19 protein-coding genes are annotated in these 20,885 nt (G+C 64.7%); 6 read left to right on the forward strand and 13 right to left on the reverse strand.

Annotation, left to right across the window (positions count from 1 at the left end):
• Positions 1-9: 9 nt before the first annotated feature.
• Positions 10-1,011 carry a D-glycerate dehydrogenase gene (locus tag N2602_RS01585; protein WP_172788582.1) on the reverse strand — a complete coding sequence of 334 codons (1,002 nt, stop codon included), beginning with the start codon at positions 1,009-1,011 and terminating at the stop codon, positions 10-12.
• A 323-nt stretch (positions 1,012-1,334) separates the two neighbouring features.
• Between N2602_RS01585 and N2602_RS01590 the strand changes: the two genes are divergently transcribed.
• Positions 1,335-1,865 carry an SH3 domain-containing protein gene (locus tag N2602_RS01590; RefSeq protein WP_172788581.1) on the forward strand — a complete coding sequence of 177 codons (531 nt, stop codon included), beginning with the start codon at positions 1,335-1,337 and terminating at the stop codon, positions 1,863-1,865.
• A 97-nt stretch (positions 1,866-1,962) separates the two neighbouring features.
• Here N2602_RS01590 and irrA read toward each other — a convergent pair whose 3' ends face one another.
• Positions 1,963-2,451, reverse strand: a complete 489-nt coding sequence (irrA, locus tag N2602_RS01595; protein ID WP_036009037.1) for an iron response transcriptional regulator IrrA — start codon at positions 2,449-2,451, stop codon at positions 1,963-1,965.
• Between the two features lie 354 nt (positions 2,452-2,805).
• On the opposite strand from irrA, the gene fabA reads away from it, so the two are divergent.
• The 4 genes from fabA to fabI are packed head-to-tail and all read left to right on the forward strand — an operon-like array spanning position 2,806 to position 5,746.
• Entirely contained in the window at positions 2,806-3,327 is a 522-nt protein-coding gene (gene fabA, locus N2602_RS01600; RefSeq protein ID WP_172788580.1) for a bifunctional 3-hydroxydecanoyl-ACP dehydratase/trans-2-decenoyl-ACP isomerase, read from the forward strand.
• Positions 3,328-3,366: 39 nt separating this feature from the next.
• Positions 3,367-4,590 (forward strand): beta-ketoacyl-ACP synthase I, encoded by a 1,224-nt coding sequence (gene fabB, locus N2602_RS01605; protein WP_260381546.1) that lies wholly within the window; start codon positions 3,367-3,369, stop codon positions 4,588-4,590.
• Positions 4,591-4,598: 8 nt separating this feature from the next.
• Positions 4,599-4,952, forward strand: coding sequence for a hypothetical protein (locus N2602_RS01610; protein ID WP_212257705.1), 354 nt, complete (start codon positions 4,599-4,601; stop codon positions 4,950-4,952).
• Positions 4,949-5,746 (forward strand): enoyl-ACP reductase FabI, encoded by a 798-nt coding sequence (gene fabI / locus N2602_RS01615; protein ID WP_260381547.1) that lies wholly within the window; start codon positions 4,949-4,951, stop codon positions 5,744-5,746. The genes N2602_RS01610 and fabI overlap by 4 nt, the downstream gene beginning before the upstream one ends.
• A 118-nt stretch (positions 5,747-5,864) precedes the next feature.
• On the opposite strand, the gene N2602_RS01620 is transcribed toward fabI, so the two are convergent.
• The 4 genes from N2602_RS01620 to N2602_RS01635 all read right to left on the reverse strand — a co-directional run bounded on the left by N2602_RS01620 (position 5,865) and on the right by N2602_RS01635 (position 8,788).
• A complete protein-coding gene (locus N2602_RS01620) occupies positions 5,865-6,461 on the reverse strand; it encodes a glutathione S-transferase family protein (protein ID WP_260381548.1) in 597 nt (198 codons plus the stop codon).
• 10 nt (positions 6,462-6,471) lie between these two features.
• Complete coding sequence (locus N2602_RS01625) at positions 6,472-7,293, reverse strand: hypothetical protein (protein ID WP_260381549.1); 822 nt, start codon at positions 7,291-7,293, stop codon at positions 6,472-6,474.
• 102 nt (positions 7,294-7,395) lie between these two features.
• On the reverse strand, positions 7,396-7,860 hold the full coding sequence (locus N2602_RS01630; RefSeq protein WP_260381550.1) for a GNAT family N-acetyltransferase: 465 nt from the start codon (positions 7,858-7,860) through the stop codon (positions 7,396-7,398).
• Between the two features lie 4 nt (positions 7,861-7,864).
• Positions 7,865-8,788 (reverse strand): hydrogen peroxide-inducible genes activator, encoded by a 924-nt coding sequence (locus N2602_RS01635; protein ID WP_260381551.1) that lies wholly within the window; start codon positions 8,786-8,788, stop codon positions 7,865-7,867.
• A gap of 115 nt (positions 8,789-8,903) precedes the next feature.
• Between N2602_RS01635 and katG the strand changes: the two genes are divergently transcribed.
• The gene (gene katG, locus N2602_RS01640; RefSeq protein WP_260381552.1) at positions 8,904-11,069 is read left to right on the forward strand and encodes a catalase/peroxidase HPI; all 2,166 of its coding nucleotides are present in this window, start codon (positions 8,904-8,906) and stop codon (positions 11,067-11,069) included.
• 216 nt (positions 11,070-11,285) lie between these two features.
• Here katG and pnp read toward each other — a convergent pair whose 3' ends face one another.
• From pnp to nusA, 7 genes are all read right to left on the reverse strand, one after another.
• The gene (gene pnp, locus N2602_RS01645) at positions 11,286-13,445 is read right to left on the reverse strand and encodes a polyribonucleotide nucleotidyltransferase (protein ID WP_172788572.1); all 2,160 of its coding nucleotides are present in this window, start codon (positions 13,443-13,445) and stop codon (positions 11,286-11,288) included.
• A gap of 378 nt (positions 13,446-13,823) precedes the next feature.
• On the reverse strand, positions 13,824-14,093 hold the full coding sequence (rpsO, locus tag N2602_RS01650) for a 30S ribosomal protein S15 (RefSeq protein WP_008540131.1): 270 nt from the start codon (positions 14,091-14,093) through the stop codon (positions 13,824-13,826).
• A 2-nt stretch (positions 14,094-14,095) separates the two neighbouring features.
• On the reverse strand, positions 14,096-15,205 hold the full coding sequence (gene truB, locus N2602_RS01655; protein ID WP_260381553.1) for a tRNA pseudouridine(55) synthase TruB: 1,110 nt from the start codon (positions 15,203-15,205) through the stop codon (positions 14,096-14,098).
• On the reverse strand, positions 15,202-15,633 hold the full coding sequence (gene rbfA / locus N2602_RS01660) for a 30S ribosome-binding factor RbfA (protein WP_036008998.1): 432 nt from the start codon (positions 15,631-15,633) through the stop codon (positions 15,202-15,204). The genes truB and rbfA overlap by 4 nt, the downstream gene beginning before the upstream one ends.
• A 156-nt stretch (positions 15,634-15,789) precedes the next feature.
• The gene (infB, locus tag N2602_RS01665; RefSeq protein WP_260381554.1) at positions 15,790-18,495 is read right to left on the reverse strand and encodes a translation initiation factor IF-2; all 2,706 of its coding nucleotides are present in this window, start codon (positions 18,493-18,495) and stop codon (positions 15,790-15,792) included.
• Positions 18,496-18,565: 70 nt separating this feature from the next.
• Positions 18,566-19,249 (reverse strand): RNA-binding protein, encoded by a 684-nt coding sequence (locus tag N2602_RS01670; protein WP_260381555.1) that lies wholly within the window; start codon positions 19,247-19,249, stop codon positions 18,566-18,568.
• Positions 19,250-19,272: 23 nt separating this feature from the next.
• The gene (gene nusA / locus N2602_RS01675; RefSeq protein ID WP_172789358.1) at positions 19,273-20,883 is read right to left on the reverse strand and encodes a transcription termination factor NusA; all 1,611 of its coding nucleotides are present in this window, start codon (positions 20,881-20,883) and stop codon (positions 19,273-19,275) included.
• Positions 20,884-20,885 lie beyond the last annotated feature (2 nt).

The raw sequence follows: 20,885 nt of genomic DNA on the forward strand, positions 1-20,885 counted from the left end.
CGTTACGCCTTACAGCATGCTCGGCAGCACGCGATCCGGCGGCTTGTGGGCGTCGAGGAAGGTGCGGATGTTGATGATCACCTTCTCGCCCATCTCGACGCGGCCTTCGATCGTGGCCGAGCCCATATGCGGCAGCAGCGTCACCTTGCCAGCCTTGGCGAGCCGCACCAGTTTTGGATTCACCGCGGGTTCGTGCTCGTAGACGTCGAGGCCGGCGCCGCCGATCTCGCCGCCCTCGATCAGCTTGATCAGCGTGTCCTCGTCGGTGACCTCGCCACGCGCTGTGTTGACGATATAGGCGTCCTTGCGGATCAGCTTCAGCCGCCGCGCCGAGAGCAGGTGATAGGTCGCCGGCGTGTGCGGACAGTTCACCGAGATGATGTCCATCCGCGCCAGCATCTGGTCGAGGCTTTCCCAATAGGTCGCGCCAAGCTCCTCGGCGATCACGGGGGCGACGGGACGGCGGTTGTGATAGTGGATCTGCAGGCCGAAGGCCCGGGCGCGGCGCGCCACCGCCTGGCCGATGCGGCCCATGCCGATGATGCCGAGGCGTTTGCCCCCGATGCGGTGGCCGAGCATCCAGGTCGGCGACCAGCCGGCCCAGGGCTTGCCGTCGGTCAGGATCGAGGCGCCTTCGATCATTCGCCGGGGCACCGCCAGGATCAGCGCCATGGTCATGTCGGCGGTGTCTTCGGTCAGGACCTTCGGCGTGTTGGTGACGGTGATGCCGCGGGCATGGGCGGCTGTGACGTCGATATTGTCGACGCCGTTGCCGAAATTGGCGATCAGGCGGAGCTTGCAGTCGGGCTGATTCACGACCTCGGCGCTGATATGGTCGGTCACGGTCGGAACCAGCACGTCGGCGGTGCGGGCGGCTTCCGCGATCTGCTCGGGCGACATCGGCGTGTCGTCGAGATTGATCCGCGCGTCGAACAGCTCGCGCATCCGCGTCTCGATCGAATCCGGCAGCTTGCGCGTCACCACGACGAGGGGCTTTTTCTTCACCGACATGTCCTGCTCTCATGAGACATCGCAGGCCGCCTCTGTCGCCAAAGGCCGGTCGTTGAGGCCTCATTAACCCGGTTGTTCGACACTGCCCTTGCCGTGTCCGTCCCCGGCGTTTCTTCCAAGCTCACCCGACATTTCCGGCCGGAAAATCGGGGCCAATTGGTTGCTCAAGTGCCCGTTCTCTCTAGCAGAAGGCCGGGCCAAGACAAGAACCACGGCTTAGGGCTTGGAACCCGCGTGGGGCGGGGACAAGGGGCAGGCGCGGCAGGGTTTTTGGAATTTGGGGTGAGGGCCCGGTCTGCCGGGTCTTCGAAGGAGACGGGTTGATGGCGTTGGGGCGTTTTTGTGCGGTGATGGCGCTCGTTTGCACCTGGTTGAGCGCCTCGGTCGGCCCCTCGCATGCGGCGAAGGACAATACTCCGCAGACCGCCAGCGGCCTGCCGGTGCCGCGCTATGTCAGCCTCAAATCGGATCACGTGAACGTCCGCGCCGGCCCGACCAAGGACAATGACGTCGCCTGGGTCTACACCCGCGCCGGCCTGCCGGTCGAAATTACCGCCGAGTTCGAAAATTGGCGCCGGGTGCGCGATTCCGAAGGCGCCGAGGGCTGGGTCTATCACTCGCTGTTGTCGGGCCGCCGCACCGCGGTCGTCACCATGAAGCACAAAGACGATCTCGCGCCGATCTATGACCGGCCCGATCCCGACAGCGCGGTTGCGGCCAAGCTGCAGGCCGGCGTCGTCACCCAGGTCAAGAAATGCGCCGCCGGCTGGTGCCGCGTCATCGGCAATGGCTTCGACGGCTGGATCCAGCAGGAGCGCCTCTGGGGCGTCTATTCGGACGAGCAGGTCAATTGACGCCGATCGGCGTCATCCCGGGATGGAATGACGGGCAAAATGACAATGGCCGGGACAAGCCCGGCCATGACGATCGCATCAGCAATCTCGGATTAGCTCAGCGCTTTTTGCGCAGGCGCACGACCATGTCGATGCGGGAGATCTCGTAGCCCTCGGGCACCTCGGGCATCTTGGACAGCGCCAGATGCGGATCCTCGATGTCGACCAGCTCGTGGCTGTTCTCGAGATAATAGTGGTGGTGAGTGGTGACGTTGGTGTCGAAATAGGTCTTGGTGCCGTCGACGCTGACCTGGCGGAGCAGGCCGGCATCGGTGAGCTGGTTCAGCGTGTTGTAGACGGTCGCCAGCGACACCGGGACCTTGGCGAGCGTCGCTTCCTCGTACAGCATTTCAGCCGTGAGGTGACGTGCGCCCTTTCCGAACAGCAGCCAGCCCAGCGCCATGCGCTGGCGCGTCGGCCGCAACCCCGCGGACTGCAGCATTTCGTTGACGTCGTGCCAGGGACAGCCGGTCAGGGCCGGCTGGCGGCCGGACAGGAGGGCCGCGGCATGGTCGTCGTCGTGTTGGGACGCGGTATTCTCGTTCATTTCCAAGATTTCGGGCACGCGTGAACAATATCTCTCTGTAATATAAGAACAGAAAGATGCAGATGCAAGTTTCTCGCAACTAGAGCTGTTCTAATCAGGCTTGGAACCGCCTGGGGATCGCGTCATTTTACCTTCATGGATGCGCTTTGCCACCCGAAATGGCCTGTGTTAGAGAGCGCGCGGTTCCGCTTAGCCGATTTTGGCGCAACCGGGCATGGAAGCCCGGTCGGCAGTCCATCCGAAGCTTGCGCAGGTCGCGGCCGGCGGTGGCAATTGGTGTTGCTCTCCGATCGAGGCGGGGCCCATTTTCGCCAAGATACGCCGCTCAATCGGGATTTGAACAGAGGCTCGTGAATGCTGAACAGGCGCAACGGTTACGACTACGAGGATCTGCTGGCCTGTGCCCGCGGCGAGATGTTCGGCCCGGGCAATGCCCAGCTGCCGCTGCCGCCGATGCTGATGTTCGACCGCATCTCTGACATCAACGACAATGGCGGTGAGTTCGGCAAGGGCCTGGTGCGCGCTGAGCTCGAAGTGAAGTCCGATCTCTGGTTCTTCGGCTGCCACTTCAAGAACGATCCCGTCATGCCCGGCTGCCTCGGCCTCGATGCGCTGTGGCAGATGGTCGGCTTTTACCTCGGCTGGAGCGGGGGTGAAGGCCGCGGCCGGGCCCTTGGCCTGAGCGAGCTCAAGTTCAGCGGTCAGGTGCTGCCGGAAGCGCGCAAGGTTGTGTACAACGTCGATATCAAACGCGTGATGCGTTCGAAGCTCGTGCTCGGCATCGCCGACGGGTGGCTTTCGGTCGATGACCAGATTATCTATCGCGCCAAGGATCTGAAGGTCGGCCTGTTCAAGCAGGGCACGAGCCTGGGCTGAGCGCATCACCACGAAGACAACGATTGAGGCGAGGCTGTCATGAGGCGGGTTGTGGTCACCGGGATGGGCATCGTCTCGTCGATCGGAAACAACACCCAGGAAGTGCTTGCGAGCCTTCACGAGGCGAAGTCGGGCATTTCGCGGGCTGAGAAATATGCCGAGCTCGGCTTCCGTTCGCAGGTGCAAGGCGAGCCGACGCTCGATCCTTCGACGGTGGTCGACCGCCGCGCGATGCGCTTCCTCGGCCAGGGCGCGGCGTGGAATCACATCGCGATGGAGCAGGCGATCCAGGATTCCGGCCTGTCGCCTGACGAAGTCTCCAACATCCGTACCGGCATCATCATGGGCTCCGGCGGACCCTCGGCGCGCACCATCGTCGAAGCCGCCGACATCACCCGCTCCAAGGGCCCGAAGCGCGTCGGCCCGTTTGCGGTGCCGAAGGCGATGTCCTCGACGGCGTCCGCGACGCTTGCGACCTGGTTCAAGATCAAGGGCGTGAACTATTCGATCTCCTCGGCCTGCGCGACCTCGAACCATTGCGTCGGCAATGCCTATGAGACCATCCAGATCGGCAAGCAGGACGTCATCTTCGCCGGCGGCTGCGAGGAGCTGGACTGGTCGCTGTCGGTGCTGTTCGACGCCATGGGCGCGATGTCCTCGAAGTACAACGACACGCCGGCCACGGCCTCGCGGCCCTACGATCTCAATCGCGACGGCTTCGTCATCGCCGGCGGCGCCGGCGTCCTGGTGCTGGAAGAGCTCGAGCATGCCAAGGCGCGCGGCGCGCGCATCTATGGCGAGGTCGTCGGCTATGGCGCGACCTCGGACGGCCACGACATGGTGGCGCCGTCGGGCGAAGGCGCCGAGCGCTGCATGCGCATGGCGATGTCGACGGTGAAGACCAAGGTCGACTACATCAACCCGCACGCGACCTCCACCCCGGCCGGCGACCCGCCGGAGATCGAGGCGATCCGAAATGTGTTCGGCGTCGGCGAGAAGTGCCCGCCGATCTCGGCGACCAAGGCGCTGACCGGCCACTCGCTCGGCGCCACCGGCGTGCAGGAGGCGATCTATTCGCTGCTGATGATGAACAACGGCTTCATCTGCGAGAGCGCGCACATCCAGGAGCTCGATCCCGTGTTCGCCGACATGCCGATCGTGCGCAAGCGCATCGACAACGTCAAGATCGGCACCGTGCTGTCGAACTCGTTCGGCTTCGGCGGCACCAACGCCACGCTGGTGTTCAGCCGGCTGGACGTGTGAGTTCTACCTTGCCGACTCCGGCGGAAGGACCAGACGAGATCAACTGGCACGACGGGGTTCTCGTTGACCTTCGAATTTCGGGGTTTGCCGAGGGCGAGCAGGAATTCACCCTTATCGTCGATCTGTATCCGGACGCTGACGTGCACGCGCCGCGACGCCGATACCGCTGCATTGGAACGAACGTTTCCCGTTTCGTCATGAGCGGCGATATCGGGCGACTTCTGAAGAATCGATCCAGCGGGAATATCGATCTGTTGCGCATGGAATATACGGCCGATACAGAAATCCTTGTTGTCTGCCTGTTTGGTGGAACAATCGAAGTTGAAGCCAGATCTTTCCGACTCATGGAATCCACCACATGACTTCGTTGATGAAAGGCAAGCGCGGTCTGATCATGGGCATCGCCAATGATCATTCCATCGCCTGGGGCATGGCGAGGACGCTGCATGTCCACGGCGCCGAGCTCGCCTTCACCTTCCAGGGCGAGGCGCTCGGCAAGCGCGTCAAGCCGCTGGCGGAGCAGCTCGGCGTCGATCTGGTGCTGCCTTGCGACGTCGAGGACATCGCCAGCGTCGACGCCACTTTCGCGGTGCTCCGCGAAAAGTGGGGCAAGCTCGACTTCGTCATCCACGCCATCGGCTTTGCCGACAAGAACGAGCTGAAGGGCCGCTACGCCGACACCAGCCGCGAGAACTTTTCGCGCACCATGGTGATCTCGTGCTTCTCGTTCACGGAGGTCGCAAAGCGCGCCGCCGAGCTCATGACGGAAGGCGGCAGCATGATCACGCTGACCTTCGGCGCCTCGGAGCGCGCGATGCCGAACTACAACGTGATGGGCGTCGCCAAGGCGGCGCTGGAAGCTTCCGTGCGCTATCTCGCCGCCGATTTCGGACCGCGCGGCATCCGCGTCAATGCGATCTCCGCCGGCCCCATCCGCACGCTCGCCGGCTCCGGCATCGGCGAGGCGCGGGCGATGTTCGGCTTCATGCAGAAGCACGCGCCGCTCCGCCGCGGCGTCACGCTCGACGAGCTCGGTGGTTCGGCGCTGTATCTGTTGTCGGATCTCTCCGGCGGCGTGACCGGCGAGATTCATTATGTGGATTCCGGCTACAACGTCATCCTGATGCCGCGCCCGGATGATTTGAAGGCGGAATAGGGCGACCCTGCCGTAGGGTGGGCAAAGGAGCGCAAGCGACGTGCCCACGATCTCCCAGCGATCGCCATAGATAGAGGACGTGGGCACGCTTCGCTTTGCCCACCCTACGAGAGCTTGCTTACCCCGCCGCGATCTTTTCCGCGCGCTGGAACGCCGGCCGCGCCGTGCAGCGCGCCAGATAGGCGTCGAACGCGGGGCGCGACGGCACCATCTTGAACAGGCGTACCGCGTAATTCAGGCCCGAGCCGATCACGACGTCGGCGGCGGAAAATTCCTCGCCGAGAAGCCACGGGCCCTTCTCTAGCGCGGCTTCCAGCACGTCGAACACCTGCGTCGCGCTGCCCCAGGCCGCGGTCGAGGTCGGGATCTCGATCTTGGTGAAGATCTGGATGATGGCGGGCTCGATGCAGCCTGGCGAGAAGAACAGCCATTGCAGATAGCGCGCGCGGCGTGGGTCGGTCACGGCAGGCGCAAGCTTGGTCTCGGGATAGCGGTCGGCGATATAGGCGCAGATCGCCGCGGCTTCGCCGAGCGCAGCATCGCCGTCGGTCAGCGCCGGCACCTTGCCCATCGGGTTGATCTTCAAATAGTCCGGCGCCTTCTGCGCGCCGGTCGAGATGTCGGTCAGCACGCGCTCATAGGGCAGGCCGCTCTCCTCCATCAGCCAGAGCGTCGTGAACGAGCGCGAGCGGGGCGACCAATAGAGCTTGATCATGGCGCGGACCTCATTGCTGGAGCAGTCCTGGTAATGTCCGGTCGAGGCTTGTCGTCAATAAGGCACGGACACCGTCCCGCAGCTTTGCGTTGGCCGCCACCTCGGCGGGAGCCGATGGAAAGGCCGCCTCGTCCATCTCCTTGTTGGGACCACTGATCGGGTTGATCCCGATCAGGCGGGACATCATCGGCTCGTCATCAAGGCTTGCGGGGCCCTTTTTGATGGCCTCGAATGACTGCCCGTCGTACACGGTGATGTAGGTCAACGCGTACAGGAACGTGCGACGCTTGATCGGGTTGCCCCATTTGACGATGCCAAAGCCTTCGACGGACTGGTTGGTATTGCTGAAGCGGTTCTGGTATCGCTCGACCAGGACATAGCGTTGGCACTTGGTGGTGGCAGCGCTCTGCTGCACGAACTCCTGTCGTTCCGGGTTCCGACGCAGCATCGGCGATCCCGATTCCACGGCATGCGCAAAAGCAGCGGGCGAATACGCAATTCGCCTGACCGACTTTCCGGCTGCGGCGGCACGAAGCCGCGACAGGATGAGATCGTCCAGCCCCCAGCTGTCGACCGGCACGGGTGTGTACTCGTTGCCGAACATGGTGAAGCCGACCTGCTGAACGCCGAAACGATTGGCGGCCGCGGCCAGGAGGCCGATTTCGCATGGGCCGCCGTCTACAGCGCCCGCCTGCTTGGGATTCGGCGTGCCTTTCGGAGTTGCGCCCTTGGCTGGGCGCGTCGTTGGCGTCGCCGATGGCGGTGCAGGCTGCGCCGCGGCGACACTGACGAGGCCAAACAGGGAGAGCGCGGTCAAACAGATGCGAAACATGGAATCGGCGGGCGGGGATCACGGCTTGGAGATGTCCGATCAGGACTTGAGATAAGTCTTAGAGCGAGCCGATGACAGCCGCAAGGTGAGGGTCTCGGCGCGCTACGCGTCGATGGTCCTTCGATTCCACCGATAGTACTTCATCACGAACCCGTTCGACGGCTCGATCTCTTCCTTCTCGAACACAAAGCCTTCGCGCTCGTACCAGCGCCAGGCCTTTTCGTTCTCGCGCACACAGCGCAGATGCATCTCGTCGGGCATTTGCGTGCGCGTGAAGGCGAGCAATTGCCGGCCGAGCGATTGGTCTTGATAGGCGGGCGCGACGAACAGCATGTCGAGATAGAGCTTGGGCAGATGCAGCGCCAGCATCGCAGCGATCGTGCCGCGATCGTCGGCGACGAACAGGCTCCAGCCGTTTTCCATCTCGCGCCTGATGCGCGCACGCAAGTTCGCCAGCAGGAAGTCGCTGGCTTCGGCGAGCCCGGTCGAGACCCAGCTCTCCATCCAGACACGCCCGATCTCGTCGTACTCGTCCGGGCGGGCAGTGCGGATGATCGGATGCGACATCCGGTCAAGCCTTCTGGCGCAGGGATTGCCGCGCGCGCACCTTGCCGGCCGACAGGCACACCACTTCGGAAATCTGCAGCAGCTGCCGCGCCAGCGGGCTGGTCTTGCGCCAGACCATGCCGATGGTGCGCGACGGCTCGGGGTCGCGGAAGCGCGCCAGCGAGACCGAGGCGGAGCGCGTCTCCACCGGCACCGCCATCTCCGGGATCAGGGTGACGCCGATGCCGGCGCTGACCATCTGCACCAGCGTCGACAGCGAGTTCGCATCCAGCATCTCGCGCGGCGGCGCCGATTGCATGTTGCAGAACGACAGCGCCTGGTCGCGGAAGCAGTGCCCCTCCTCGAGCAGCAGAAGCCGCATCTCGCGCATCATCTCGCGCGACGGCACCGGTGTGCCTTCATCGGCGCCCGGGCGCACCAGCAAAAATTTCTCCTCGAACAGCGCGACCTCGGTGAGCGAGGGCTCCGACACCGGCAGCGCCACGATGGCGGTGTCGAGCCGGCCCTCCACCAGTTCCTGGATCAGCCGCGGCGTCATGGTCTCGCGCACGCGGATGTCGAGCTCCGGATGCATGCGCGTGAGATTCTTGGTGATCTTGGGCAGCAGGTAGGGCGCGATGGTCGGAATCATGCCGATGCGCAGGCGGCCGGCGAAGCGGTCCTGTGAGGCCCGCGCGAAATCGCCGAGCTCGTCGACCGAGCGCAGGATGTCGCGGACCCGTTGCGCCAGTTCCTCGCCGAACCGGGTCAGCGCGACCTGCCGCGCGCTGCGCTCCAGCAGCAGGCCGCCCAGCGCCTCCTCGAGTTCCTTGATCTGCATCGACAGGGCCGGCTGCGAGATCGAGCAGGACTCGGCCGCGCGGCCGAAATGGCCGTGACGGGCCAGCGCATCGAAATAGCGGAGCTGGCGCAGCGTCAGATTGATCATCAGAAAATCCTATCGCAGCGATCACTAAAGTCAACTTCCCCTGATAGGACGCGGCGCTTAGAGTGGTTCTACCTGGTTCAAGGGCGCGAGTTCGACGCCGCCAGAGGAGGTATTCATGGACGACACTTCGAAGTGCCCGTTTTCGGGCGGAAAACCCACGCGCGTGAACCGCGACTGGTGGCCGACGCAGCTCAACATCGAGGTGCTGCACAAGAATTCCGATCTGTCCGACCCGATGGGCAAGGAATTCGACTACGCCAAGGAGTTCAAGTCACTCGACTTGAACGCGGTCATCAAGGACCTCACGGCCCTGATGACGGATTCGCAGGAATGGTGGCCCGCCGACTTCGGTCACTACGGGGGCCTGATGATCCGCATGGCCTGGCACAGCGCGGGCACCTACCGCATCACTGACGGCCGCGGCGGCGCCGGGGCCGGTCAGCAGCGTTTCGCTCCGCTCAACAGCTGGCCCGACAACGCCAACCTCGACAAGGCCCGCCGTCTGCTGTGGCCGATCAAGCAGAAATACGGCCGCAAGATTTCCTGGGCCGATCTGATGGTGCTCGCCGGCAACGTCGCGCTGGAATCGATGGGCTTCAAGACCTTCGGTTTCGCCGGCGGCCGCGCCGACGTCTGGGAGCCGGAAGAGCTCTATTGGGGTCCGGAAGGCACCTGGCTCGGCGATGAGCGCTACAGCGGCGAACGCCAGCTCGCCGAGCCGCTCGGCGCCGTGCAGATGGGCCTCATCTACGTCAATCCGGAAGGCCCGAACGGCAAGCCGGACCCGCTCGCCGCGGCCAAGGACATCCGCGAGACCTTCTTCCGCATGGCGATGAACGACGAGGAAACCGTCGCGCTGATCGCCGGCGGCCACACCTTCGGCAAGACCCATGGCGCGGGCGATCCATCGCTGGTCGGCCCGGAGCCGGAAGCCGGCGCGCTGGAAGATCAGGGCCTCGGCTGGAAGAGCAAGCACGCATCGGGCCTCGCTGGCGATTCCATCACCAGCGGTCTCGAGGTGACCTGGACGACGACGCCGACGAAGTGGAGCAACAACTTCTTCGAGAACCTGTTCAAGTACGAATGGGAGCTGACGAAGAGCCCGGGCGGTGCGAACCAGTGGACGGCCAAGGGTGCCGACGCGATCATTCCTGACGCCTTCGACAAGTCGAAGAAGCATCGCCCGACGATGCTGACGACCGACCTGTCGCTACGCTTCGATCCCGCTTACGAGAAGATCTCGCGGCGCTTCCTGGAGCACCCGGATCAGTTCGCGGACGCCTTCGCCCGCGCCTGGTTCAAGCTCACCCACCGCGACATGGGTCCGATCCAGCGCTATCTCGGCCCGCTTGTGCCGAAGGAGACGCTGATCTGGCAGGATCCGATTCCGGCCCTGAACCACGAGGTGGTCGGCGAACAGGACATCGCTTCGCTGAAGAGCAAGATCCTGGCTTCGGGCCTGTCGGTCTCCGAGCTGGTCTCGACGGCGTGGGCATCGGCCTCGACGTTCCGCGGCTCGGATAAGCGCGGCGGCGCCAACGGCGCGCGCATCCGTCTTGCTCCGCAGAAGGACTGGGAGGTGAACGACCCGGCTCAGCTCGCCAAGGTGCTCGGCAAGCTCGAAGCGATCCAGAAGGACTTCAACGCTTCGTCAGGCGCGAAGAAGGTCTCGCTCGCGGATCTCATCGTGCTCGGCGGCACCGCCGCGGTCGAAAAGGCCGCCAAGGATGCCGGCGTCGACGTCAAGGTCGGCTTCACGCCGGGCCGCATGGATGCCTCCCAGGAGCAGACGGACGCGGCCTCGTTCGCGCCGCTGGAGCCGCGCGCCGATGGTTTCCGCAACTACATCGGCAAGCGGCATCAGTTCATGCAGCAGGAGGAAGCTCTCGTCGATCGTGCGCAGCTCTTGAGGCTCACCGGCCCCGAGATGACGGTGCTGGTCGGCGGCCTGCGTGTGCTCGGCGCCAACGCGAACGGCTCGAAGCACGGCGTGCTCACCACCAAGGTGGGAACGCTGAGCAACGACTTCTTCGTCAACCTGCTCGACATGAGCGCGCAGTGGACGCCGGCTGCCGACGGCACCTACGAGGCACGCGACCGCAAGACCAATGAGGTGAAGTGGACCGGCACCCGCGCCGATCTCATCTTCGGCGCACACTCGCAGCTCCGCGCCTTCGCCGAGGTCTATGCGACCTCGGACGCCAAGGAGAAGTTCGTCAAGGACTTCGCCAAGGCCTGGACCAAGGTGATGAACCTCGACCGCTTCGACATCGCGGCGTGAGTGTGACACCTCTCCCATAGGGAGAGGTCGGCGCGCAGCGCCGGGTGAGGGGTTCTACTCTCTCGTGGGACCAAACCCCCTCACCCGATTTGCTTCGCAAATCGACCTCTCCCCGCTGGGGAGAGGTGAAGAGCAGCGCGCTGACGGATCGAGACCACCAACAAAAAGGGCGGCCTTTCGGCCGCCCCTCGTTTTTCCGGACTGTCGCGAGAGGCCTTACTCGCCGGCTGCTTCGCGCGGGGCCTTCTCGCCCTCGGCCTTGTCCTTGCCCTCGAGGTCCTCGCCGGTGGTCTGGTCGACCACTTTCATCGACAGGCGGGTCTTGCCGCGATCGTCGAAGCCGAGCAGCTTGACCTTGACCTTGTCGCCTTCCTTGACGACGTCGGAGGTCTTCTGCACGCGGCTGGCCGCGAGCTGGCTGATGTGGACGAGGCCGTCCTTGGAGCCGAAGAAGTTCACGAAGGCGCCGAACTCCATCACCTTGACGACGGTGCCGTCATAGATCTGGCCGACTTCAGGATCGGACGCGATCGACTTGATCCACTTGATCGCGGCCTTCATCGCCTCGCCGTCAGAGGAGGCGACCTTCACGGTGCCGTCGTCCTCGATGTTGACCTTGGCGCCGGTCTTCTCGACGATCTCGCGGATCACCTTGCCGCCGGTGCCGATCACTTCGCGGATCTTGTCGGTGGCGATCTTGAAGGTCTCGATGCGCGGCGCGTATTCGCCGAGCTCGGCGCGGGCCGCGGTGAGGGCCTTGGCCATCTCGCCGAGGATATGGATGCGGCCGTCCTTGGCCTGGGCCAGCGCCACCTTCATGATCTCTTCGGTGATGCCCTCGATCTTGATGTCCATCTGGAGCGAGGTGATGCCCTGTTCCGTGCCGGCGACCTTGAAGTCCATGTCGCCGAGATGGTCCTCGTCGCCGAGGATGTCCGAGAGAACCGCAAAGCGCTTGTCTTCGAGGATCAGGCCCATCGCGATGCCCGCGGTCGGCCGCTTCAGCGGCACGCCCGCATCCATCAGCGCCAGCGAGGCGCCGCAGACCGAAGCCATCGAGGACGAGCCGTTCGACTCGGTGATCTCCGACACCACGCGCGTGGTGTAGGGGAATTCATGGTGCGGCGGCAGCACCGGACGAATCGCGCGCCAGGCCAGCTTGCCGTGGCCGATCTCGCGGCGCTTGGTGCCACCGAGGCGGCCGGTCTCACCGACCGAGTAGGGCGGGAAGTTGTAATGCAGCAGGAACGTTTCCTTGTACGTCCCGGACAGCGCGTCGATGTACTGCTCGTCCTCGCCGGTGCCGAGCGTGGTCACGACCATCGCCTGGGTCTCGCCGCGGGTGAAAAGCGCCGAGCCGTGGGCGCGGGGCAGCACGCCGACTTCGGCGACGATGTTGCGGACGGTCTTGCTGTCGCGGCCGTCGATGCGCTTGCCGGTGTCGAGGATGTTCCAGCGAACGATCTTGGCCTCCAGCTCCTTGAACACGCCGGCGATGCGCAGCTTGTCGTATTGCGGCTCCTGCCCTTCGGGGAAGTAATGGGCCATCACCTTTTCCTTGACCTTGCCGACCGCGGCGTAGCGATCCTGCTTGACCGGAATGGCGTAGGCGGCGCGCAGCTCCTGCTCGACCAGGCCGAGCATTTCCTTCTCGAGCGCGGCATTGTCGATGACGGTGACTTCGCGCGGCTCCTTGGCAGCCTTCTCGGCGAGATCGATGATGGCGTTGATCACCGGCTGGAAGTGGCGGTGACCGAACATCACGGCGCCGAGCATGATGTCTTCGTTCAGTTCCTTGGCTTCCGATTCCACCATCAGCACGGCGTCGGCGGTGCCGGCGACGACGAGGTCGAGCTGGGTGTCGACCATCTCGTCGAGCGTCGGGTTGAGAATGAATTCGTCATTGGCGAAGCCGACGCGGGCCGCGCCGATCGGGCCCTTGAAGGGGGCGCCGGACAGCGTCAGCGCGGCGGAGGCCGCGACCATCGCCACGATGTCGGGATCGTTCTCCATGTCGTGCGACAGCACGGTGACGATCACCTGGGTCTCGTTGCGCCAGCCATCGACGAACAGCGGGCGGATCGGACGGTCGATCAGGCGGGAGACCAGCGTCTCCTTCTCGGTCGGACGGCCTTCGCGCTTGAAATAGCCGCCGGGAATGCGGCCCGCAGCGTAGGCCTTTTCCTGGTAGTCGACGGTCAGCGGCAGGAAGTCGACGCCTTCGCGCGGCGCCTTCGCCGCGACGACGGTGGCGAGCACCACGGTCTCGCCATAGGTGGCGACGACGGCACCGTCGGCCTGGCGGGCGATCTTGCCGGTTTCGAGCTTGAGTGGGCGTCCGCCCCAGTCGATCTCGACTGAATGCTTATTGAACATAGAGGTCTTCTTTCATGGGTTCTCGAAAGAAGGGACGGCTCTCGAAAAACAAAAACCATGCGCAAGATTGCGGGACGCTGATCGGAGCGGATGATCAGCGTCCTGCGATCCTGCCATGGTTTTTGGATGTCGGATGGCGTCCATCCTTTCGGGTCATACGGGCGCCTTGCCCGTTGTGCCCAGCCGCCGGATTGCTGCTGGACTGTCAGTCGGCACGAATGCGAACACCGAACCGCGGTCCTCGCCCTTCATGCCCGGATGCTCGCCCTCAACGGCTTGCGTCCGATGTGCGCGCAACCTCGATCAAAAAGCTTGAAATAAGCGCTTTCGTTCGAAACCACGTGCGAAAACGCGCGCCGGTGGCGCGCGCAGGAACTCTTAACGACGAATATTGTGCTTCTCGAGCAGCGCCTTGTAGCGTGCCTCGTCCTTCTTCTTGAGATAGTCGAGGAGCGAGCGGCGGGTCGAGACCAGCTTCAAGAGGCCGCGACGCGAATGGTTGTCCTTCACGTGGGTCTTGAAATGGTTGGTGAGGTTGTTGATGCGTTCCGACAGGATCGCGACCTGAACCTCGGGCGAGCCGGTGTCGCCGGCCTTGGTGGCATTCGTCTTGATGACTTCCGCTTTGCGTTCTGCGGCAATCGACATCGTCAATTTCTCTCGTTGCGACCGGGGCTGGCAGTCAGGCCGGTCAGGTTGAACACACGCTTGGGGATGATTTCGCCATTGCCAACTTCGGCAAGCGCCAAAAGACGGCCTGCCACCGTGACATAGACTGTGCCGCTACAAGTGGGCGCATCCCGTCCGCGCAACAAAACGGCCTGGCCCCGATGGAGCCTTGCCGCATCAGCCCGAGTGACGGCCAGTGCCGGGATGTCGTCCAGCGCGGTCTCAACGGGCAAAAGCGCGTCGGCGAGGCTGCCCTCGCCGGACGCGGCTCTATCGCACAAAGCCTCCAACTGATCCAGTGGAATCATGTCGTTTTCGCCAAATGGGCCGACCAGGGTCCGCCGGAGCGCGCAGATATGGCCGTAAGTGCCGAGAATCCGGCCCATATCGCGGGCCAGCGCCCGCACATAGGTGCCCTTGCCGCATTCGGCCTCGAACACGGCCCGGTCGTTATCCGGTTGATCTACAAGGGTTAAATGGTGAATCTCGACCGGGCGGGGGGCCAGCTCCACGACCTCGCCGTCGCGGGCGAGGTCATAGGCGCGCTCGCCCTGGACCTTGATCGCCGAATAGCGCGGCGGGACCTGCTCGATCACCCCGGTGAAGCGGGGCAGCAGGGCGAGGATGGCCTCCCGGCTCGGGCGCTGGTCCGAGGTCGCGGTCACCCGGCCCTCGATGTCGTCGGTGTCGCGCTCCTCGCCCCAGCAGACCGTGAAGCGGTAGCGCTTGCGGCCGTCCATCACGAAGGGGACGGTCTTGGTGGCCTCACCGAGCGCGATCGGCAAGCCCCCCGAGGCGAGCGGATCGAGCGTGCCGGCGTGTCCGGCGCGCTTGGCGTTGAACAGGCGCTTGAGCACGGCGACTGCCTGCGTCGAGGTCATGCCGATCGGCTTGTCGAGCACGACCCAGCCATGGACATCACGGCGGTCGCGCCGAACCTGGTTGCCCTTCTGCTGCCTGGCGCGCGGATCGTTGTTGACGCGGCGCGGCTCCTGATGCGGCTGCGAATTCTCCGCGAAATTGTTGTCCTGCACGTCGCGCTGGTCGGTGTCGTTGCCGCCGATCGTGCCGTGAGCGGGGTCCATGGTCATTGCTCTTCTTCCCGATCCGAATGCGGATCCTGTTCCAAATCCTTCTGCACCGCAGGCGTTCGCAAAAGCTTCTCGATCCGTTCCGCTTCGTCGAATCGTTCATCGACGCGGAAGCGAATGTCAGGTGCAAATTTCAGGTTAACGCGCCGCGCGACCTCGCCGCGCAGGAACTTCTTGTTGCGTTCGAGCGCAGCGATCACGATCTCGGTGTCGCGGCCACCGAGCGGCATCACATAGACGGTCGCGAGCTTCAGGTCGGGCGACATCCGCACCTCCGGCACGGTGATGATGTGACCTTCCAGATCAGCATCATGCACATTGCCTTGCGCCAGAATATCGGCCATCGCGTGGCGAACCTGCTCGCCGACGCGCAGCTGACGCTGCGAGCCGCCGGGCGCGGAACTCTTCTTCTGATGATGCCGTGGCATTTTTTCGAAAATCACCTCGTCATGCCCGCATCCGCGACACGGGCATTGTCATGTGTCCTGTTGAAACGAAGAGGGGTGGATGGCCGGAAAAATCCGGCCATCGCACTCCCGCAATCTCAGTTCAAAAAGATCCGAACGCTTCGGTAAGATTTGGACTTACAGGGAGCGCTGGATCGTCTCCACGCGATAACACTCGATCACGTCACCGGCACGCATGTCGTGATAATTCTCGAAGGCCATGCCGCATTCCTGGCCGGACTGGACTTCCTTCACTTCGTCCTTGAAGCGCTTGAGCGTCGACAGCTTGCCTTCGTGCACGACGACGTTGTCGCGGATCAGGCGCACATTGGCGCCGCGTTCCACGGTGCCGTCGGTGACGCGGCAGCCGGCGACCTTGCCGACCTTGGAGATGTTGAAGATCTCCAGGATCTCGGCATTGCCCAGCATGGTTTCGCGCAAGGTCGGCGCGAGCAGGCCGCTCATCGCCTTCTTCACGTCGTCCACGAGGTCGTAGATGATGTTGTAGTAGCGGATCTCGATGCCGTTGCGCTTGGCGGCCGCAGCGGCCTCCTTGTTGGCACGAACCGAGAAGCCGATGATCGCGGCGTTGAAGCCTTCGGCCAGCGTCACGTCGGATTCCGAGATGCCGCCGACGCCGGCATGCAGGATGCGGGCGGCGACCTCGTCGGTGCCGAGCTTCTCCAGCGAGCCGAGGATGGCTTCCAGCGAACCCTGCACGTCGGCCTTGACGATCAGCGGGAATTCCTTGCGGCCCGCCGTCTTCAATTGCGACATCATCTGCTCGAGCGAGCCGCGCATGCCGGAGATCGAGGCTGCCGCGTTCTCGCGCTTCTGGTGCGCGCGGTAGCTGGTGACCTGGCGGGCGCGGGCTTCGTTCTCGACCACCGCGAGACGATCGCCGGCCTCGGGCGGGCCGTTGAAGCCGAGCACTTCGACCGGCACCGAGGGGCCGGCCTCCTGCACGGTCTCGCCCTGATCGGAGATCAGCGCGCGGACGCGGCCCATTTCGGCACCGGCGACGATGATGTCACCGACGCGGAGCGTGCCGCGCTGGACCAGAACGGTCGCGACCGGACCACGGCCGCGATCGAGCTTGGCCTCGATCACGGTGCCTTCGGCGGGACGCTCCGAATTGGTCTTCAGGTCGAGGATTTCGGCCTGGAGCGCGATCATCTCGAGCAGCTTGTCGAGATTGGTCTTGTTCTTGGCGGACACCTCGACGTCGACGACTTCGCCGCCGAACGACTCCACCTGCACCTCGTGCTGGAGCAGCTCGGTGCGCACGCGCTCGGGCTTGGCATCGGGCTTGTCGATCTTGTTGATGGCAACGATGATCGGCACGCCTGCCGCCTTGGCGTGATTGATGGCTTCGACCGTCTGCGGCATCACGCCGTCATCGGCCGCGACCACCAGCACGACGATGTCGGTGACCTTGGCGCCGCGGGCGCGCATCGCGGTGAACGCTGCGTGGCCGGGCGTGTCGATGAAGGTGATCTTCTTGCCGGTTTCAGGCGATGTCACCTGATAGGCGCCGATGTGCTGGGTGATGCCGCCGGCTTCGCCGGAGACCACGTTGGCGTGACGGAGCGCGTCGAGCAGCGAAGTCTTGCCGTGGTCGACGTGACCCATGACGGTCACCACGGGCGAACGGGTCTCGGTGTCGGTCGAATCGTCGGTAGCGTCGAACAGACCTTCTTCAACGTCGGACGCAGCAACACGCTTGACGGTGTGGCCGAGCTCTTCGGCAATGAGCTGCGCGGTGTCGGCGTCGATCACGTCGGTGATCTTGTGCATCGCGCCCTGCTTCATCAGCATGCGGATGACGTCCACCGCGCGCTCGGCCATGCGGTTGGCGAGTTCCTGGATGGTGATCGCTTCCGGAATGACCACCTCGCGGATGAGCTTTTCCTTGGGCTCATTCGAGGCGTGGCCCTTCAGGCGCTGGGTGCGGCGGCGGAACGAGGCGATCGAGCGCTCGCGCACTTCGTCGGCATTGAGCGCGGTGACGACGGTCAGGCGCCCGCGCTCCTTCTGCGGGCCGGGCTTGTGGGTGGGCTTGGGGGCTACCACGGGACGCGCGGCGCCGCCGGGGCCGCGGCGGATCTGGCGCGGTGCCTCGTCGTCGTCAGCCTCGGCCGCAACGGCGGGGCCGCGGCCAGCCGGTCCACCCGGACGCTGCGCGGTCGTCGTTGCGGGACGCGCCGTCGTGGTTCCCGGACGCGCTGTGGTGGTGGTTCCAGGCCGGGACGCAGGCGCACCGGGGCGCGGAGCGCCGGCGGCCGGTGTTGCGGTCGCGGGGCGCGCGGCGGATGGCTGCTCACCCTCGCCGAAACGCTTCTTGGCCTCGGTCTCAGCCTTGCGCTTGGCTTCGTCCTCGTGACGGTGGCGCTCTTCCTCGGCCTTGCGGCGGGATTCGGCGGCTTCGCGCTCAGCGCGCTCGGCGGCCTCACGGGCGGAGCGTCGCTGGGCCTCTTCCTCGGCCTGGCGGCGTTCCTCGACTTCGCGCAGCTTGGCATCGGCCAGCGCGCTGGCGCGGGCCGAACGCTCGTCCTCGGTAAGGGTGCGCAGCACCACGCCGGAACCGGCGTTGCGGGGCGGGGGCGGAGCCGGACGGGACGGCGCGGCGGGGGCGACCGGCGCGGGCTTTGCCGTCACCTCAGGCGCGTGCGGCTCGGGTCCGTCGCCAATGCGGCGCTTGCCGCGCTTCTCGACCACGACCTGCTTGCTGCGGCCATGGCTGAAGCTCTGGCGCACGGTGCCCGTTTCGACGCGCGGCTTGAGCGATAGCGTCTTGCTCGGAACGCTCAGCTTCTTGTCGCCAGGGGTCTTGGTATCAACCATTCAGCAGTCCTAATCCTGATTTATCAGTGTTGTGCGTTGCCGCACCATCCAATTGGGTCGTCGTTGTCTCTCAGAAATCCTGGCCGGGTTTTTCGGCAGTCTTGTCGTCGTCCGCCATCCGGTATCGGACCAGGATCTGGCTACGTGACAGGAATGACTTGCTCGCCGGGCCCGCGAGCAGGGCAGCATGTATCACATTTGACCGGGTCAGTGCCAAATCCAATTCTAACGATTTCAGAGCGGTAACGACGGGAATCTGCGCCTTAGCACCGCGATTCCCGGCATTCTGGCGCGCCAGCATGTCCAATTTGCGGATTCCGTCCGCGGCCCCGTCGCTGGCATGGATCAGGACCTCGACCGTCCCTTCCCGAAGGGCGCTCTCGACCTTGCCGAAGCCGGCCACGACCTGGCCCGCCTTGGCGGCGATCCCAAGGGCTTCGGTTACGCTCCGGACCAAGAGCGCCTCGATGTCGGTGGGAAGCGTCTGAGGGATGCGCAGCTCGCGCTTGAAGGCTTTGCTGAATTGGTGACGCCGCACCGCTTCCGCAACCGTCTTGCGTGAGGCGGTGAGCCACATCCCGCGTCCGGGCAGCTTGCGCTTGAGATCGGGAACTATTTGTCCGTCAGGCGATGCGACGAAGCGGATCAGCTCGTCGATCGACCGGACCTCGCGGCTGACCGCGCACATGCGCATGGTCGCGGACCTTTCGGTCCGCGGGCCATGGTCAAGTTCGAGGTCGGAATCTGCAAGCATCCGGGCGACATTCTCCTTTGCCCTTAAGCCGGCTGATCTTCGGTCGCCTCGGCCTCCTCGGCAGGCTTGGCGAGATCGGCCTCGGTGATCCAGCCGGCCTTGACGCGGGCCTGCATGATCATCGCTTCGGCGTCGTCACGGGAGATGTCGATGCCGTCGAGCGCACCGGCGTGCTTGGTCGGCTCGCTGCCTTCCTTGCGCTCGGTCCAGCCGACCAGATCGTCGGTGGCGCAGCCGGCGAGGTCCTCGACGGTCTTGATGTCGTTCTCGCCGAACTTCACCAGCATCTTCGAGGTGACGCCGGGCACGTCCTTGAGCGCGTCCTCGACGCCAAGCTCCTTGCGCCTCGCCTCGAGCTCGGCTTCCTGCTGCTCCAGATATTCGCGGGCGCGGTTCTGCAGCTCCTGCGCGGTCTCCTCGTCGAAACCCTCGATGCCGGCGAGCTCCTTGACGTCCACCATCGCGAGCTCCTCGACCGAGGTGAAGCCTTCGGACGCCAGGAGCTGGCCGACCACCTCGTCGACGTTGAGCGATTCCATGAAGACGCGGGTGGAGTTCTCGAAGTCGGCCTGGCGGCGCTCCGATTCCTCCTGCTCGGTCAGGATGTCGATATCCCAGCCGGTGAGCTGCGAGGCCAGGCGCACGTTCTGACCGCGGCGGCCGATCGCCAGCGAGAGCTGGTTGTTGGTGTCGGGCACCACGACCTCGATGCGCTCGCGGTCCTCGTCGATGACGACCTTGGAGACTTCCGCCGGCGCCAGCGCGTTGACCACGAAGGTCGCGATGTCGGGCGACCAGGGAATGATGTCGATCTTCTCGCCCTGCAGCTCGTTCACCACGGCCTGCACGCGCGAGCCGCGCATGCCGACGCAGGCGCCGACCGGATCGACCGAGGAATCGCGGGAAATCACGCCGATTTTCGCGCGCGAGCCCGGATCGCGGGCCACCGCCTTGATCTCGACGATGCCGTCATAGATCTCCGGCACTTCCTGCGCGAACAGCTTTGCCATGAACTGCGGATGGGTGCGGGAGAGGAAGATCTGCGGGCCTCTCGTTTCGCGGCGGACGTCGAAGATATAGGCGCGGACGCGGTCGCCGTTGCGGAAGACTTCGCGCGGCAGCATCTCGTCACGGCGGATGATGGCTTCGCCGCGGCCGAGATCGACGATCACGCTGCCATATTCGACGCGCTTGACGACGCCGTTGACGATGTCGCCGATGCGGTCCTTGAATTCCTGGTACTGCCGGTCGCGCTCGGCCTCGCGCACCTTCTGCACGATCACCTGCTTGGCCGATTGCGCGGCGATGCGGCCATATTCCAGCGGCGGCAGGGTGTCGGCGATGGTGTCGCCTACTTGCGCGCCCGGATTGGCGCGCTGCGCGTCCACCAGCGAGATCTGGTTGGAGTGATTTTCGACCTTGTCGACCACCAGCATGTGGCGCGACAGCCGCAGCTCGCCCTTCTTCGGGTCGATCTCGGCGTGAACGTCAGTCTCGCTGCCGTAACGGGCGCGCGCCGCCTTGGCGATGGCGTCCTCCATCGCCGCGATGACGATGCCGCGGTCGATCGACTTTTCGCGCGCGACGGCGTCCGCGATCTGAAGCAATTCAAGTCGGTTGGCGCTGACTGCCATGG

The sequence above is a fragment of the Bradyrhizobium sp. NC92 genome, assembly GCF_025200865.1.
In the GTDB taxonomy this organism is placed as follows: domain Bacteria; phylum Pseudomonadota; class Alphaproteobacteria; order Rhizobiales; family Xanthobacteraceae; genus Bradyrhizobium.

Coding starts and splice junctions, on each gene's coding strand:
- N2602_RS01625 (WP_260381549.1), bottom strand. CDS start 7,293: ATGTTTCGCATCTGTTTGACCGCGCTCTCCCTGTTTGGCCTCGTCAGT.
- truB (WP_260381553.1), bottom strand. CDS start 15,205: ATGACCATGGACCCCGCTCACGGCACGATCGGCGGCAACGACACCGAC.
- infB (WP_260381554.1), bottom strand. CDS start 18,495: ATGGTTGATACCAAGACCCCTGGCGACAAGAAGCTGAGCGTTCCGAGC.
- fabB (WP_260381546.1), top strand. CDS start 3,367: ATGAGGCGGGTTGTGGTCACCGGGATGGGCATCGTCTCGTCGATCGGA.
- pnp (WP_172788572.1), bottom strand. CDS start 13,445: ATGTTCAATAAGCATTCAGTCGAGATCGACTGGGGCGGACGCCCACTC.
- fabA (WP_172788580.1), top strand. CDS start 2,806: ATGCTGAACAGGCGCAACGGTTACGACTACGAGGATCTGCTGGCCTGT.
- fabI (WP_260381547.1), top strand. CDS start 4,949: ATGACTTCGTTGATGAAAGGCAAGCGCGGTCTGATCATGGGCATCGCC.
- nusA (WP_172789358.1), bottom strand. CDS start 20,883: ATGGCAGTCAGCGCCAACCGACTTGAATTGCTTCAGATCGCGGACGCC.
- rbfA (WP_036008998.1), bottom strand. CDS start 15,633: ATGCCACGGCATCATCAGAAGAAGAGTTCCGCGCCCGGCGGCTCGCAG.
- N2602_RS01630 (WP_260381550.1), bottom strand. CDS start 7,860: ATGTCGCATCCGATCATCCGCACTGCCCGCCCGGACGAGTACGACGAG.
- rpsO (WP_008540131.1), bottom strand. CDS start 14,093: ATGTCGATTGCCGCAGAACGCAAAGCGGAAGTCATCAAGACGAATGCC.
- N2602_RS01670 (WP_260381555.1), bottom strand. CDS start 19,249: ATGCTTGCAGATTCCGACCTCGAACTTGACCATGGCCCGCGGACCGAA.
- N2602_RS01635 (WP_260381551.1), bottom strand. CDS start 8,788: ATGATCAATCTGACGCTGCGCCAGCTCCGCTATTTCGATGCGCTGGCC.
- N2602_RS01585 (WP_172788582.1), bottom strand. CDS start 1,011: ATGTCGGTGAAGAAAAAGCCCCTCGTCGTGGTGACGCGCAAGCTGCCG.
- katG (WP_260381552.1), top strand. CDS start 8,904: ATGGACGACACTTCGAAGTGCCCGTTTTCGGGCGGAAAACCCACGCGC.
- N2602_RS01590 (WP_172788581.1), top strand. CDS start 1,335: ATGGCGTTGGGGCGTTTTTGTGCGGTGATGGCGCTCGTTTGCACCTGG.
- irrA (WP_036009037.1), bottom strand. CDS start 2,451: ATGAACGAGAATACCGCGTCCCAACACGACGACGACCATGCCGCGGCC.
- N2602_RS01620 (WP_260381548.1), bottom strand. CDS start 6,461: ATGATCAAGCTCTATTGGTCGCCCCGCTCGCGCTCGTTCACGACGCTC.